We start from the raw sequence: 14828 nt of genomic DNA, 5'->3' as shown, positions 1-14828 counted from the left end.
CAGATGCTGGCGTATATCTTTCGGCGACTGCTGCTGATCATCCCGACCCTGTTCGGCATTCTGCTGATCAACTTCGTGATCATCCAGGCCGCGCCCGGCGGGCCGGTCGAGCAGATGATCGCCAAGCTCGAAGGTTTCGAAGGCGCCACGAGCCGGATTGCCGGCGGTGGTGCCGAAGTGGCGGTGGCCGGCTCGTCCTACCGTGGCGCGCAGGGGCTGGATCCGGCGCTGATCAAGGAAATCGAGCACATGTACGGGTTCGACAAATCGGCCCCGGAACGTCTGTGGATCATGGTCAAGAACTACGCGCAGCTGGATTTCGGCGACAGTTTCTTCCGCGACGCCAAGGTCATCGACCTGATCAAGGAAAAGATGCCGGTGTCGATCTCGCTGGGGCTGTGGAGCACGCTGATCATGTATCTGGTGTCGATCCCGCTGGGCATCGCCAAGGCCACGCGGCACGGCAGCCACTTCGACGTCTGGACCAGTTCGGCGATCATCGTCGGCTATGCGATCCCGGCGTTTCTGTTTGCGATCCTGCTGATCGTGGTATTTGCCGGCGGCAGTTATCTGGACTGGTTCCCCCTGCGCGGGCTGACTTCGAACAACTTCGATGAGCTGAGCCTGGGCGGCAAGATCCTCGATTACTTCTGGCACCTGGCATTGCCGGTCACCGCGCTGGTGATCGGCAACTTCGCGACCATGACCCTGTTGACCAAGAACAGCTTTCTCGACGAAATCAACAAGCAGTATGTGGTCACCGCCAAGGCCAAAGGTCTGACCCGCCATCGCGTGCTTTACGGCCACGTATTCCGCAACGCCATGCTGCTGGTGATTGCCGGTTTCCCGTCGGCATTCATCGGTATCTTCTTCACCGGCTCGTTGCTGGTGGAAGTGATCTTCTCTCTCGATGGTCTCGGCCTGATGAGTTTCGAGGCGGCGATCAATCGCGATTACCCGGTGGTGTTCGGCACGCTGTTCATCTTCACCCTGCTCGGGCTGGTGGTGAAACTGATCGGCGATCTGACCTACACCTTTGTCGATCCGCGTATCGACTTCGCCAGCCGGGAGCATTGAGATGAACCTGTCCCCTCTCAACCGCCGGCGCTTCGAACTGTTCAAGGCCAACAAGCGTGGCTGGTGGTCGCTGTGGCTGTTCCTGATTCTGTTCGGCCTCAGTCTGGGCGCCGAACTGATCGCCAACGACAAACCGCTGGTCGTGCATTACGACAACAACTGGTATTTCCCGGCGATCAAGCGCTATCCGGAAACCGCGTTCGGCGGCGAATTTCCGCTGGAAGCCAACTACAAGAGCCCGTACATCCGCGAACTGCTCAAGGCCAAGGACGCGTGGATTCTGTGGGCGCCGATCCCCTACAGCTACCAGAGCATCAACTACGACCTGAAAGTCCCGGCCCCGGCGCCGCCCTCGGCGGACAACCTGCTGGGCACCGACGATCAGGGCCGCGATGTGCTGGCGCGGGTGATCTACGGCTTCCGCATTTCCGTGCTGTTCGCGCTGACGCTGACCGTGCTGAGCTCGATCATCGGTGTGATTGCCGGCGCCCTGCAGGGCTTCTATGGCGGCTGGGTCGATCTGGCCGGGCAGCGCTTTCTGGAGATCTGGTCGGGGCTGCCGGTGCTGTATCTGCTGATCATCCTTGCCAGTTTCGTCCAGCCGAATTTCTGGTGGTTGCTGGGCATCATGCTGCTGTTCTCGTGGATGAGCCTGGTCGATGTGGTGCGCGCCGAGTTCCTCCGTGGCCGCAATTTGGAATACGTGCGCGCCGCCCGCGCGCTGGGCATGCAGAACGGCGCGATCATGTTCCGCCACATCCTGCCCAACGCCATGGTCTCGACCATGACCTTTATGCCATTCATCCTCACCGGCGCCATCGGCACCCTCACCGCTTTGGACTTCCTCGGTTTCGGCTTGCCGGCCGGCAGTCCATCGCTGGGTGAACTGGTCGCCCAGGGCAAATCCAACCTGCAAGCGCCGTGGCTGGGCATGAGTGCCTTCGCCGTGCTCGCCTTGATGTTGAGTTTGCTGGTGTTTATCGGCGAGTCCGCTCGCGATGCCTTCGACCCGAGGAAGTGAAATGAATCAGGACAATCTGATCGAAGTGCGTGACCTCGCCGTCGAGTTCGGTTTCGGCGAGCGCGTGCACCGCGTGGTCGAAGGCGTGAGCTTTGACATCAAGCGCGGCGAGACCCTGGCACTGGTCGGCGAATCGGGCTCGGGCAAATCGGTAACGGCGCATTCGATCCTGCGCCTGCTGCCCTACCCCATGGCGCGCCATCCGGCCGGCAGCATCAATTACGCCGGGCAGAACCTGCTGGATTTGAGCGAGAAGACCATCCGCCATATTCGTGGCAACCGCATCGCCATGATCTTTCAGGAGCCGATGACTTCGCTCAATCCGCTGCATTCGATCGAGAAGCAGATCAACGAAGTGCTCGGCATCCACAAGGGCCTGAGTGGCAAAGTGGCGACCAAACGCACGCTGGAGCTGCTGGAAATGGTCGGCATCCCCGAGCCGCACAAGCGGCTCAAGGCGCTGCCCCATGAATTGTCCGGCGGCCAGCGGCAGCGGGTGATGATCGCCATGGCCCTGGCCAACGAGCCGGAATTGCTGATCGCCGACGAACCGACCACGGCGCTGGACGTGACCGTTCAGCTGAAAATCCTCGATTTGCTCAAGGATCTTCAGGCTCGATTGGGCATGTCGCTGCTACTGATCAGTCACGATTTGAACCTGGTGCGAAGAATTGCGCATCGCGTATGTGTCATGCAGCGCGGTTGCATCGTCGAACAGGCATCGTGCGCAGAGCTGTTCCGTTCGCCGCAGCATCCGTACACTCGGGAATTGCTCGGCGCGGAGCCCAGCGGCGGCCCGGCGAGCAATGAAATCGGCGCGCCGCTGCTTGAAGTCGAGGACCTCAAAGTCTGGTTCCCGATCAAGAAAGGCCTGCTCAAACGCACGGTGGATTACGTCAAGGCAGTGGACGGCATCAATTTCAGCCTGCCTCAGGGCCAGACCCTGGGGATCGTCGGCGAAAGCGGTTCCGGCAAATCCACCCTCGGTCTGGCGATTTTGCGGCTGATTGGCAGCAAAGGCACGATCCGCTTTGAAGGCAAGCAGCTAGACTGCCTGACGCAGAACGAGATTCGGCCGCTGCGGCGGGAGATGCAGGTGGTGTTTCAGGACCCGTTCGGCAGCCTGAGCCCGCGCATGTGCGTCAACGACATCGTTGGCGAAGGCCTGCGGATACACAGAATGGGCACCGCAGCCGAACAGGAAGCGGCGATCATTGCGGCATTGAAGGAGGTAGGTCTGGATCCGGAAACCCGGCACCGCTACCCCCACGAATTTTCCGGTGGGCAACGGCAGCGAATCGCCATTGCCCGGGCTCTGGTGCTCAAACCGGCGCTGATCCTGCTGGACGAGCCGACTTCGGCGCTCGACCGGACGGTGCAGCGGCAAGTGGTGGAGCTGTTGCGTTCACTGCAAGCCAAGTACAACCTGACGTATTTGTTCATCAGCCATGACCTGGCTGTCGTCAAAGCGCTGAGCCACCAGCTGATGGTGGTCAAGCATGGCCAAGTGGTCGAACAGGGAGACGCGCAAAGTATTTTTGCCGCCCCCCAACATCCGTATACACAGCAGTTGCTGGAAGCCGCTTTTCTGGCACCAGCCACTGCGCAATAACCTGAAAGAGGAGCAACACATGGGTTTTCTCGCCGGTAAGCGCGTACTGATCGTCGGTGTCGCCAGCAAGCTGTCCATCGCATCCGGCATCGCTGCCGCCATGCATCGCGAGGGCGCTGAGCTTGCCTTCACTTATCAGAACGACAAACTCAAGGGTCGCGTCGAAGAATTCGCACAAGGCTGGGGTTCGAGCCCTGAGCTGTGCTTCCCGTGCGACGTGGCCAGCGATGAAGAAATCGCCAAGGTCTTCGAAGAGCTGAGCAAGAAGTGGGACGGTCTGGACTGCATCGTGCACTCCGTCGGCTTCGCCCCGGGCGACCAACTGGACGGCGACTTCACCGAAGCCACCACCCGTGAAGGCTTCCGCATCGCTCACGACATCAGCGCCTACAGCTTCGTGGCCCTGGCCAAGGCCGGTCGCGAAATGATGAAAGGCCGCAACGGCAGCCTGCTGACCCTGTCGTACCTGGGCGCCGAGCGCACCATGCCGAACTACAACGTGATGGGCATGGCCAAGGCTTCGCTGGAAGCCGGCGTCCGTTACCTGGCCGGTTCCCTCGGTCCGGACGGCACCCGCGTCAACTGCGTATCGGCTGGCCCGATCCGCACCCTGGCCGCTTCCGGCATCAAGAACTTCCGCAAGATGCTGGCCGCCAACGAAGCGCAGACTCCGCTGCGCCGCAACGTCACCATCGAAGAGGTCGGCAACGCCGGCGCCTTCCTGTGCTCCGACCTGGCGTCGGGCATCAGCGGTGAAATCATGTACGTCGACGGCGGCTTCAACACCACCGCGATGGGCAACATCGAAGAGTGATCTTCCTGTAGCCGATAGAAAAACCCGCCGGATCCGGCGGGTTTTTTTATGCCTGCAGAAAAGCTCGCCCAACTACATATGTACCGCCAACCACCCTGCCCTGCCTTTGATACTCGGCGCTCGATGCTTATCAGCCGCCAGGGAGGCGCAGATGGACGACACACCGGTACACGAACAGACGCTGATTCACAATCTCATCGCAGAATTGACCGCCGTACCGGTGGTCAGCGCCGCCACACCGGCGCGCACGCTGGAGGTTCCCCGTGCATGCCGGCTGCGCGAATGGATGGAGCTTTACTGGAGCGCCCTCGAACGCCCTGAATTTCTCGATTGGGCCAGTGGCTTTAACATCGATCTGGATACCCTGCAGATCAAGGGCGATACCCTGCAAGCGCAGACACCCTCGAACGGCTCCAGCGATGTCCGCACGTTCACGCTGGAAGATGATTCGGGCTGGTGGCAGATGGCGCCGATGCTGCTGTCGATTTCCCAGCGTATCGATCCTGCGGGGCTGGGCCTGCCCTACATCGGCGGTAAATCCGCCAATCCGCTGTATCGGTTTCCACGGCAAGTGGTGCTGGCGTTCTACGGTTACCCGGAACCGCAAAACCAGATTCAGGCCCGAGTCATCCTCGCCGAGCTGAAGAAAACCGGGCTGGCGGCCATCGATGAAAACGGCCAGAGCACGTCGGCGCTAGTGAAGGAACGCAACGCGCAACTGGAAGACTTTCGGGCGATCGCCGATCGAATCGATGAAGTGTTGCTGGCGAGCGACCCTTTCGAGCAGCGAGGCTTTCTCGACACGCCGGTAACTCTCACTTCGGCCTCTGTTTCTGCACCCGCCAGAGGGCCGCGCCTCAAACTGGGCGAGCTTCTGGGCCGCTATGAGTTTGCGTTGCCGCAAGATGCCCGCGAAGCCAAGGCACTTGCGCAACGCCTGCGCCAGCAAAGCTGGCCGGCGCTGCCCTCCGTCAGCGATTACGTGCAAAGCAACGACCCCATCCGCAGTTATCGTGAAGAATTTGGCGCTCTGGAAGATAACCGGCACATCGTGCGACGCCTTGAAGCGCTGAGCTGGAACAAAGCGCCCAAGGCCAAGATCGATTACGAGGAAATCAGCGAGCCCCATCCGGATTCTGCGCTGGCGGGACGGATGAAGTATGGCCAGCGTCAATTGCAGACACTCAGCGCCGATGAGGATTTTCAAGCCATCCTGCAGCAGCACGGACTGCCTGCCGACAGTCAATTGCTCGTCACCGAATCCGGTCATGTCGGTACTGCCAGCGTAAAGGGCTGGGTCACCCTGACGGCGCAGGTGGAAAAACAGGCTGATCTGAAACTCTTTCGCGACCAGCTCAAGGCCAAGGCAAGCAAAGCCGGCGGCGCCCTGCGCTCGAGCGGTAAAGTCACCCTTGGGCAAATGTTGCGCTTCTACAATCTGCTTTTGCCGAACACTGTCGAGCAAGCCCTCGCGCTGGTGAAATGGTTCAGGATCAATCTGCACACCCGCCCCGGGCATATGAATCACTGGTATCTGCTCGGCCAGCCGTGGACACAAACCGAACGGTTCACGGCGCAACAGCGTCAGAGCATCATCGACACCACACAGGCGTTTTTACCCGTAGACTCGCCGCCGTTGATCGACTACCTCAGTGAGGGTGTCGATACCGATCTGCCGCTCAAAACGCTCCAGGCAAAAGCCGACTACCTGATCAGCCGTATCCTGATCACACAGCGCGCGCAAACGCTGGGCAATCTGCTGGTGAAGAATCTGGGTGCTCCGGCGCAGGAGAAACGCCTGCTGGCCACCAACCGCGATCGCCTGTTGCTCGCTGCATTGATTCTCAGCCTGGAGCCGAACGCGGGTGAGGATTTGAACCGTATTGTCGTGCAACGTCTGGAGGGGCGTGATTTCTGGGGCGACAGCTATGACGAGGTACGTCGCTTCATTGATCGGCAGCCCGCTCTTGCATCGGTAAAAAACAAAACGCTGGCGACCCATCTGTTGTTGTCCGGTATAGCGCCGGAGTTTCTGACCCGGCATATTCCGCCATCACTCTGTTACATGAGCTGTTCGCGTTGGGTACGGCTGAAGCAGGTCGTGCTGTATATCGAAAGCCAAATGCCGGGTGTGGCACGCCTGATGAGCTATGAGCAACTGAGCCAACTGACCAAAGGCCCGGCCCCCACGCACTTCTACAAATTCCTGCGCGAGGATTCCTGTGCCTCACTGGTCGTTGACTGGGCGGTTGCCAGAGGGCTGATCCAGCGCAACGCCGAATTTCCGGTGACTGTTTATGACGCCACGACGCTGAAGCAGGCCGATGTCCTGTTCCGCAACCACAATCGCCTGTTGAACGATCTTTATCGGCGGGCGTTCCTTTCGGCACCGCCCACTCCCGTCACGGTTGCCCTGGCCGATCTGCGCAAGGTGTTCAGCGATTCCCCCTACCTCACGGAGAAGGCGCTGTTTGCTCCCGACTCCAACACGCAGACCTCTGCAGCGCACTATTCGCTGAGCGAACTGCATGTCGCCGGCAAGCTGACAGGTGACCTGCAAGGATGGCAATCGAGCAATGCACAGTTGCAACTGGCCCCCATGCTTGCCTCGTTGCCCAGACTGCACAATGTGGCGACCTACTTCCATGCGGCACTGAGCGCACGCCTGAGGCAAATGAAGGACGCACATATCGCATTTCTCAAGGAAGCGTTCTGTCGCTTGCCGTTCGCGCAGCGAATCGACATCGAAGACCACGAGCTGGAACTGCTCGCCCTGCGGCCAGTATCGGCAGCCACGGACAAGCTGGCTGACGCCAGCACTGCGCCATTCGGCATCTTGGCGCTGCTGAGTGGGAGTCCAGCCAGAGTCTTCGAGATTTTCACTGGCAGGAATGAAGTGGTGCTGCGTCGCGATATCGACCTTGCATTACTCAAACCATCGGGGGCAAATGATGCGGCGAAATCACTGCCCGTCGACGCCGAAGCCTACAGGCACGGCTCCCAGCCTCGCTTGAATGCCACTTGTAACGCGTTCATTACTCGCCTCGATATTCAGGGCGCCCCCCTGGCGCAACAGGAGCGCGCCGCCGTGCCCGATACCTTCGCCTCCAACACAGTCAACGCCATCGCCAGCACTGCCGTCAGGCATCTGTTCGATGCTTTCAAAGCGCAAGCCTTGCAAGACGCATTGCGCGTGCCCGAACTCGAGGATGCCGCTGCCAGTGACGAGAAATGGCTGGCGTTTTACCAGAAGCTGAGCCCGCCCAAGCGCTGAGCACTGGCGAATCCGGCGATAGATCGGCTGACGCCTTCGCGAGCAGGCTCGCTCCCACATAGATGGTGCTGAACTGAAAAATCCTCCGCGCCATCGAGACCTGTGGGAGCGAGCCTGCTCGCGAAGACATTCCATCAGCCAGCATCAAATTGCCTGACCCACCGCCATCGCGGGCAAGCCCGCTCCCACAGGAATTCAAGGTGAACTCACACCTCATTAACGTCACTGGACTCTGTGGGAGCTGGCTCGCCAGCGATGGTGCCGTTACTAACAGCCTTTCAGAGCTTGCTTGTGCGCATACATCGCGCCATCCGCATCGGCGAGCAGGCGATCAACGGTTTCGTGGCGTTTGGGGTCGTATTCGATCTGGCCGACGCTGAAACGAATCGCGTAACCACGGTGCAGCGTGGCGTTGCGCTCTTCGAGGATTTCCTTGAGCCGCGCCATGATCCGCGTGGTTTCAACGTGGCTCGAGCCGGTCAGCAACGCGACGAACTCATCACCACCCAAGCGCCCGACCACATCGCTCTCGCGAAAGGCAATGCGCAACACATCGGCGAAGGTCTTCAGCGCACTGTCGCCTTCGGCATGCCCGTACAGATCGTTGATCTGCTTGAAGTCGTTGAGATCGAAAAACAACAGCGTCGCCGGTCGGTTCAAACGTGCGCAGGCATCCAGCGCATGCTGGGCCAGTTGCTTGAAACCACGGCGATTGGACAGCAGCGTCAGTTCATCCATGCTTGCCATCTGCACCGCCGTCAGCTCTTGCTCGGCCATCTCCGCGAGGTCGCGCAACAAGGCACGCTCTTCGTCGTCGAGATGGCGGGGTTTGGTATCGATCAGGCACAGGGTGCCCATTTTGTTACCGTCCGGCACCGTCAATGGATAACCGGCGTAAAAGCGAATATTCGGTGCGCCGGTGACCAACGGGTTGTCATGAAAGCGCAAATCTTCCAGCGCATCGGGCACCAGCATCAACTCGTTTTGCAAAATCGCATGGCCGCAGAACGAGACATCGCGGGACGTCTCGCTGACATCCAGACCCACACAGGACTTGAACCACTGGCGATCCTTGTCGACCAGCGTGACCAGGGCGATCGGCACGTTGAACAGGCGCTTGGCCAGGCGTGTCAGACGATCAAAGCGCTCCTCCGGCGCCGAGTCGAGGTTGAGGCCGTGCAAGGCGTCGATTCGTGCAGCTTCATTGGCAGGTTTTCCGGGCACCAGCATGCGCACACTCCGTAGACAGTCATGCGTTCAGCGTAGCGCTTAATCGTCGGGGCATCACATTTGCGCCACCGGACAAGGCCCGCCGGCATCGGCCCAGAGCTTGAACTGCGCGACGAAAATATCGTGCGGCACCGGCACCGGTGCGCGCCCTGCCCCGGGATTCCAGCCCCAGAGCACCAGTTTGTCTTCGCTGACGTGTTTTAACAGTGCGGCAAAATCCCGATCGCCGTTGCTCGCGCGGTCCTTGATCATCGCGCAGAGCTTGTCCGAGGGCAGGCCGATCCAGGCCATTTTGTGTGCCGCTGGCGGCAGGCTCCAGTGCGGCGCACCCGGCGGCGCATGGGGGCCATAACTGGCCGGCGGATTGCTTTCAGCGTGACAGGTGGCGCAGGGCAAACCGGCGGCGCCCTTGCCATCCATGCCGCGCACTACATTCATCGCGTGAGGGATGCCGGCATCGAACTGTAATGGCGAATCGCCGGGGATGTGGCAGTTCTGGCAGCGCGGGCTCTGGAACACTTTCTGCACCGTGCCGAAGGCCTTCAACGCTTCCTGATCCTCGGCAAACAGGTCCGAGGCATAGCCACCGAGGCCCAGCAACACGACGGTGCCCAACACAAGATGTCGTTTCATCTCACACCCCCGACAATTGCAGTGGCAGTTCGCGCAGGCGTTGCCCGGTCAAGGCGAACACTGCGTTGGCCACCGCCGGCGCGGTCGGTGGCACGCCGGGCTCGCCGATGCCGCCGGGTTTTTCACTGCTGGGGACGATGTGCACTTCCACCACCGGCATTTCGTTGAGCCGCAGCACCTGATAATCGTGATAGTTGGACTGCACGACGCCGCCGTCCTTGACGGTGAGCTTGCTGTGCAACGCCATGCCGAGACCGAAGGTGATGCACGATTCCATCTGCGCGGCGATGCTCTGCGGATTCACCGCAATGCCGCAGTCCACGGCGCAGACCACCCGATGCACGCGGATCGCCAGATTGTCCTGCGACACCTCCGCCACTTGCGCCACGTAGCTGCCGAACGACTCGTGTACCGCCACGCCCAGAGCATGCCCGTCCGGCAACGGCGCGCCCCAGTTGGCCTTCTCCACCGCCAGATTGAGCACGCCGAGGTGGCGCGGGTGCGCCTTGAGCAGCGTTCGTCGGTACTCCACCGGATCCTTGCCCGCCGCCGTCGCCAGTTCATCGATCAGCGATTCCATGACAAAACCCGTGTGGGTGTGGCCCACCGAACGCAGCCACAACACATTGATGCCGGTCTGCGGCGAATGCAGCTCGACCTGATGATGAGGCAGATCCTTGATGTACGGACTGTCGGCCACGCCCTCGACCGAGGTGGCATCGATGCCGTTCTTGACCATCGCTGCCTCGAGCATCGTCCCGGCCATGATCGACTGGCCGACCAGCACATGCTGCCAGCTCATCGGCAAACCATCAGCACCCAGTCCGACCTGCGCCTTGTGCAGGTACATCGAGCGGTAGTAGCCGCCGCGAATGTCATCTTCGCGCGCCCACACGGTTTTCACCGGCAGGTCCGCCGCTTTCGCCACTTGCACGGCTTCGGCGACGAAGTCCGAAGTCGGATTGGCACGGCGACCGAAGCCACCGCCGAGAAATTCCGTGTGAATTTCGACCTGCTCGGGCTTGAGCCCGGTGATCTTGCTGGCGACCATTTGGTCCAGCGTCTGAAATTGCGTACCGGTCCAGATCTCGCATTTGCCGGCGCTGATTTTCACCGTGCAATTGAGCGGTTCCATCGGCGCGTGGGCCAGGTAAGGCACGCTGTATTCGACCTCGATTTTCTTCGCGGCTTTGCCGAAATTGGCCTTGGCGTCCCCCGCCTGAGTGGCGGAAGTACCCGGCGTCGCCGCCAGTTTGCGGAAACTCTCCAGCAGCTTTTCACTGCTCATGCCGGCCAACGGCCCCAGGGCCCAATCGACCTTCAGCGCATCACGGCCCAACTTCGCCGCCCAGAAATGCTCGGCCACCACCGCCACGCCGCTGGGCACCTGCACAACCTTGTGTACGCCGGGAATGGCCAGCGCTGCGGCGCCTTCGAAGGTTTTCACCGTGGCGCCAAACACCGGCGCGCGGGCGACCATCGCGGTCATCAGGCCTTCGAACTGCACGTCCATGCCGAATCTGGCGCGGCCGGTGATCTTCTCCGGGGTGTCGAGACGCTTGGTCGGTTTGCCGATGACTTTCCAGTCCTTGGCTTCCTTGAAAGTGATGGTCTTCGGGTCCGGCACCGGCAGTTGCCCGGCGGCATCGGCCAGTTCGCCGTAGGTCGCGCGTTGGTCCCCGGCGATGACCACGCCGGACTCCGTGCGAATCGTCGACGGCGCGACGTCGAAGCGTTTCGCAGCCGCTTCCACGAGCATCTGCCGCGCCGTCGCCCCGGCCAGTCGATAGCGGTCGAATTCCATCCAGGTCGACGTCGAGCCTCCGGTGATCTGCATGCCGCCAAATGCCGGCAAGCCGTAATCCGCCGCCGAGGCTGGCGAGTGCTCGACGCGGATTTTCGACCAGTCGGCGTCCAGTTCTTCGGCGATCAGCATGGTCAGGCCGGTCCAGATGCCCTGGCCCATTTCCGAATGACCGAGCAGGACAGTGACGTTGTTGTCCGCCGCGATGCGCAAAAACGCGTTGGGTGCGAAGGTCTTGTTTTCATTTTCTGCCGCCCGGGCAAAGCGGTTGGCCCCGGGCACCACAAACGCCACCATCAGACCGCCGCTTAACAGTGCGCTGCCCTTGAGAAACCCGCGACGCGATACAGGACTGTTCATCGTTCCTCTCCCAGAGAATGAATCAGCCGATTTCGGCGGCGCGTTTGACCGCAGCGCGAATGCGCGGATAGGTGCCGCAGCGGCAGATATTGCCGGAGAGCGCCTGATCGATATCGCTGTCGGTGGGCTTGGGAATTTTCGCCAGCAATGCGGCGGCGGACATGATCTGCCCGGACTGGCAATAACCGCACTGCACCACGTCCAGCTCGGCCCAGGCCTGCTGCACCGGGTGCGAGCCATCGGTGGACAAGCCCTCGATGGTGAGGATTTTCTGCCCATGGGCGACGGCAGTCGCCGGGGTAATGCAGGAGCGTAATGGCGCGCCGTCGACGTGCACGGTGCAGGCGCCGCACTGGGCCATGCCGCAACCGAACTTGGTCCCGGTCAGGTGCGCGATATCGCGCAGAACCCAGAGCAGCGGCATGTCGGCGGGTACATCGAGCTCTTGGTCCTTGCCATTGATATTCAAGGTCAGCATCAGCGGATTTCCTCAGGCTCACGGTGGTGCAAAGGGGCGTCGCTGTGGTCGCAAAAACCTACGGACGCCCGCGCTTATCCCTTTCAGCAAAGCCTAATTTGCGCAGCAAGCCAGACGTTGTGACCAGCGGTCATGCAGACCCCGGCTTTGCTCCTACAGTTGATAACGGCTCGCACTGAGTCGTCGTATCTCTGCGCAACCGGCCCGCGAACCTCGCGGTTGTCCATCACAGGTCAGGAGTAACGAATATGGGCTTTGTCACCACTCGAGACGGCGTCGACATCTTCTACAAGGACTGGGGGCCGCGCGACGCGCCGGTGATCCACTTCCACCACGGCTGGCCGCTCAGCTCGGATGACTGGGACGCGCAGATGCTGTTTTTCCTGGCACAGGGCTTTCGGGTGATTGCTCATGATCGACGCGGACATGGCCGCTCAAGCCAGGTCTGGGACGGCCACGACATGGATCACTACGCCGACGATGTGCTGGCAGTGGTTAATCATCTGGGTACGCGCAACGTTGTCCACGTTGGCCATTCCACCGGCGGCGGCGAAGTGATCCATTACATCGCCCGGCATGGTCAGGACAAGGTCAGCAAAGCGGTGTTGATCAGCGCCGTACCACCGTTGATGGTGCAGACCGAAAGCAACCCGGGCGGCTTGCCGAAATCGGTGTTCGATGGCTTTCAAGCGCAGTTGGCGGCAAATCGTGCGCAGTTTTATCGCGATGTGCCGAGCGGACCTTTCTACGGCTACAACCGCCCGGGCGCCGAGTCGGCGGAAGGGATCATCGCCAACTGGTGGCGCCAGGGCATGATCGGCGGGGCCAAGGCGCATTACGACGGCATCGTCGCCTTCTCGCAGACTGACTTCACCGAAGACCTGAAAAAAGTCACCGTGCCGGTGTTGGTGATGCACGGCGAGGATGACCAGATCGTACCTTACGCCAACTCCGCACCGTTATCGGCGAAACTGCTGCCCAACGGCACACTGAAGTCGTACCCAGGATTTCCGCATGGCATGCCGACCACGCAGGCTGAAACCATCAATGCGGATTTGTTGGCGTTTATTCGCGGGTAACCGCCTCAATCAGGCTTACTGCAATTGGCAAACACTGATCCCCTGTGGGAGCGGGCTTGCCCGCGAGGCGTCTCTCCAGTCCAATTATCTGCGAATGACACTCCGCTTTCGCGAGCAGGCTCGCTCCCACAGTTGGGATTGGGTATATCCGTCAGAGACTGGTCGGCTACAAGGCCGCCATCGCTGGCAAGCCAGCTCCCACAGTTGGAATTGGGTATATCCGCCAGAGACTGGTCGGCTATAAGGCCGCCATCTCTGGCAAGCCAGCTCCCACAGTTGGAATTGGGTATATCCGCCAGAGACTGGTCGGCTATAAGGCCGCCATCGCTGGCAAGCCAGCTCCCACAGTTGGAATTGGGTATATCCGCCAGAGACTGGTCGGCTATAAGGCCGCCATCGCTGGCAAGCCAGCTCCCACAGTTGGAATTGGGTATATCCGCCAGAGACTGGTCGGCTATAAGGCCGCCATCGCTGGCAAGCCAGCTCCCACAGTTGGGATTGGGTATATCCGTCAGAGACTGGTCGGCTACAAGGCCGCCATCGCTGGCAAGCCAGCTCCCACAGGGATCAGGGCAGGTCCGCTGCTCATTCGTATCTTTGAGATAGCTATCGCGAGCAGGCTCACTCCTACAAGAGCAAGAGCAAGAGCAAGAGCAAGAGCAAGAGCAAGAGCAAGAGCAAGAGCAAGAGCAAGAGCAAGAGCAAGAGCAAAAGATCGCAGCCTTCGGCAGCTCCTACAGTCTCCGCGTTCGCCTTAGGCCGAGTGTCAGCTCGCCTGCTTTTGATCTTGATCCACCGGCGACGTCGGAAGGCTGAGCGGAGGGATTGATCCGGGCGTGGGAGCGCAGCGACCGTCTGGCGCAGCCAGACACAGCGGAAGGAGGTGCAGCGAAGCAAACCGGAGCCGCTGCGCCCGGATCAGTCCCGGAGCGAAGGAACCCGAGCCTGCGAGGGCCGAACGCAGGAGCAAGCCTTTTTGGTTACTTTTTCGGCGTTTGGAAAAAGTGACCCGCCGTAAGGGCGGAACCATAAGCAGCCGTTACCGCAGCAACGGATATGTACTCACTCAAAAAAAAACCACCGCCTGACAAAAAGCCTTAGCGAGCAGACTCGCCCCCACAGAAATCGCAAGCGTGCTGAAGGCTGAATCAATCCCCTATCCCTCTGCCCGCCCTTCGCCTTCACGATCACCACGGTAATGCCTGGCCAGCGGAAAATCCGGCAGCCACGATTCACGCCGCACAATCCAGCTCTCATAGGTCGGCTTCAACTGATCCGGCGCATCCAGCGCGCCGAGGCTCACCTCGACCTCATCAACACTGCGGTTGAACACCGACGAACCACATCGCGGGCAGAAATCTCCATCGCGCCCGTGGTGTCACGCCCCCCCAGAGCCTATAACAGCCGGCGCTGCAATGCAGGCGCGTTTCAGATGAAAAAGCTCGA

Annotated in this window: 10 protein-coding genes and 1 pseudogene; 6 read left to right on the top strand and 5 right to left on the bottom strand. The window is 60.7% G+C overall.

What is annotated here, in order from left to right; translation table 11 throughout:
- Positions 1-3: 3 nt before the first annotated feature.
- From PSH90_RS10380 to PSH90_RS10360, 5 genes are all read left to right on the top strand, one after another.
- Positions 4-1077: a microcin C ABC transporter permease YejB gene (locus PSH90_RS10380; RefSeq protein WP_016774154.1), complete on the top strand. Its 1074-nt coding sequence runs from the start codon at positions 4-6 to the stop codon at positions 1075-1077.
- A gap of 1 nt (position 1078) precedes the next feature.
- Positions 1079-2098, top strand: a complete 1020-nt coding sequence (locus PSH90_RS10375) for an ABC transporter permease (RefSeq protein WP_016774153.1) — start codon at positions 1079-1081, stop codon at positions 2096-2098.
- A 1-nt stretch (position 2099) separates the two neighbouring features.
- Positions 2100-3710 carry an ABC transporter ATP-binding protein gene (locus PSH90_RS10370; RefSeq protein WP_150635691.1) on the top strand — a complete coding sequence of 537 codons (1611 nt, stop codon included), beginning with the start codon at positions 2100-2102 and terminating at the stop codon, positions 3708-3710.
- A gap of 19 nt (positions 3711-3729) precedes the next feature.
- Complete coding sequence (gene fabI, locus PSH90_RS10365) at positions 3730-4524, top strand: enoyl-ACP reductase FabI (protein ID WP_003202751.1); 795 nt, start codon at positions 3730-3732, stop codon at positions 4522-4524.
- Positions 4525-4675: 151 nt separating this feature from the next.
- Positions 4676-7798, top strand: a complete 3123-nt coding sequence (locus PSH90_RS10360; RefSeq protein WP_305382664.1) for a hypothetical protein — start codon at positions 4676-4678, stop codon at positions 7796-7798.
- Positions 7799-8065: 267 nt separating this feature from the next.
- Here PSH90_RS10360 and PSH90_RS10355 read toward each other — a convergent pair whose 3' ends face one another.
- From PSH90_RS10355 to PSH90_RS10340, 4 genes are read right to left on the bottom strand one after another with little or no spacing between them, the layout of a single operon-like run.
- Positions 8066-9028: a sensor domain-containing diguanylate cyclase gene (locus PSH90_RS10355; RefSeq protein ID WP_095179571.1), complete on the bottom strand. Its 963-nt coding sequence runs from the start codon at positions 9026-9028 to the stop codon at positions 8066-8068.
- 54 nt (positions 9029-9082) lie between these two features.
- A complete protein-coding gene (locus PSH90_RS10350; protein WP_016774149.1) occupies positions 9083-9661 on the bottom strand; it encodes a hypothetical protein in 579 nt (192 codons plus the stop codon).
- A 1-nt stretch (position 9662) separates the two neighbouring features.
- Complete coding sequence (locus PSH90_RS10345) at positions 9663-11825, bottom strand: xanthine dehydrogenase family protein molybdopterin-binding subunit (protein ID WP_305382663.1); 2163 nt, start codon at positions 11823-11825, stop codon at positions 9663-9665.
- 22 nt (positions 11826-11847) lie between these two features.
- The gene (locus PSH90_RS10340; RefSeq protein WP_041478642.1) at positions 11848-12303 is read right to left on the bottom strand and encodes a (2Fe-2S)-binding protein; all 456 of its coding nucleotides are present in this window, start codon (positions 12301-12303) and stop codon (positions 11848-11850) included.
- A gap of 248 nt (positions 12304-12551) precedes the next feature.
- On the opposite strand from PSH90_RS10340, the gene PSH90_RS10335 reads away from it, so the two are divergent.
- A complete protein-coding gene (locus PSH90_RS10335; protein ID WP_305382662.1) occupies positions 12552-13382 on the top strand; it encodes an alpha/beta fold hydrolase in 831 nt (276 codons plus the stop codon).
- 1156 nt (positions 13383-14538) lie between these two features.
- Here PSH90_RS10335 and PSH90_RS10330 read toward each other — a convergent pair.
- Positions 14539-14739: pseudogene (locus PSH90_RS10330) on the bottom strand (GFA family protein); the annotation flags it as partial.
- Positions 14740-14828: the final 89 nt, after the last annotated feature.

Origin of the sequence: Pseudomonas sp. FP1762, assembly GCF_030687105.1 — a bacterium.
GTDB lineage: Bacteria > Pseudomonadota > Gammaproteobacteria > Pseudomonadales > Pseudomonadaceae > Aquipseudomonas > Aquipseudomonas siliginis.
This window is presented reverse-complemented; position numbering and strand designations above follow the sequence as displayed.

Coding starts and splice junctions, on each gene's coding strand:
- PSH90_RS10380 (WP_016774154.1), top strand. CDS start 4: ATGCTGGCGTATATCTTTCGGCGACTGCTGCTGATCATCCCGACCCTG.
- PSH90_RS10375 (WP_016774153.1), top strand. CDS start 1,079: ATGAACCTGTCCCCTCTCAACCGCCGGCGCTTCGAACTGTTCAAGGCC.
- PSH90_RS10370 (WP_150635691.1), top strand. CDS start 2,100: ATGAATCAGGACAATCTGATCGAAGTGCGTGACCTCGCCGTCGAGTTC.
- fabI (WP_003202751.1), top strand. CDS start 3,730: ATGGGTTTTCTCGCCGGTAAGCGCGTACTGATCGTCGGTGTCGCCAGC.
- PSH90_RS10360 (WP_305382664.1), top strand. CDS start 4,676: ATGGACGACACACCGGTACACGAACAGACGCTGATTCACAATCTCATC.
- PSH90_RS10355 (WP_095179571.1), bottom strand. CDS start 9,028: ATGCTGGTGCCCGGAAAACCTGCCAATGAAGCTGCACGAATCGACGCC.
- PSH90_RS10350 (WP_016774149.1), bottom strand. CDS start 9,661: ATGAAACGACATCTTGTGTTGGGCACCGTCGTGTTGCTGGGCCTCGGT.
- PSH90_RS10345 (WP_305382663.1), bottom strand. CDS start 11,825: ATGAACAGTCCTGTATCGCGTCGCGGGTTTCTCAAGGGCAGCGCACTG.
- PSH90_RS10340 (WP_041478642.1), bottom strand. CDS start 12,303: ATGCTGACCTTGAATATCAATGGCAAGGACCAAGAGCTCGATGTACCC.
- PSH90_RS10335 (WP_305382662.1), top strand. CDS start 12,552: ATGGGCTTTGTCACCACTCGAGACGGCGTCGACATCTTCTACAAGGAC.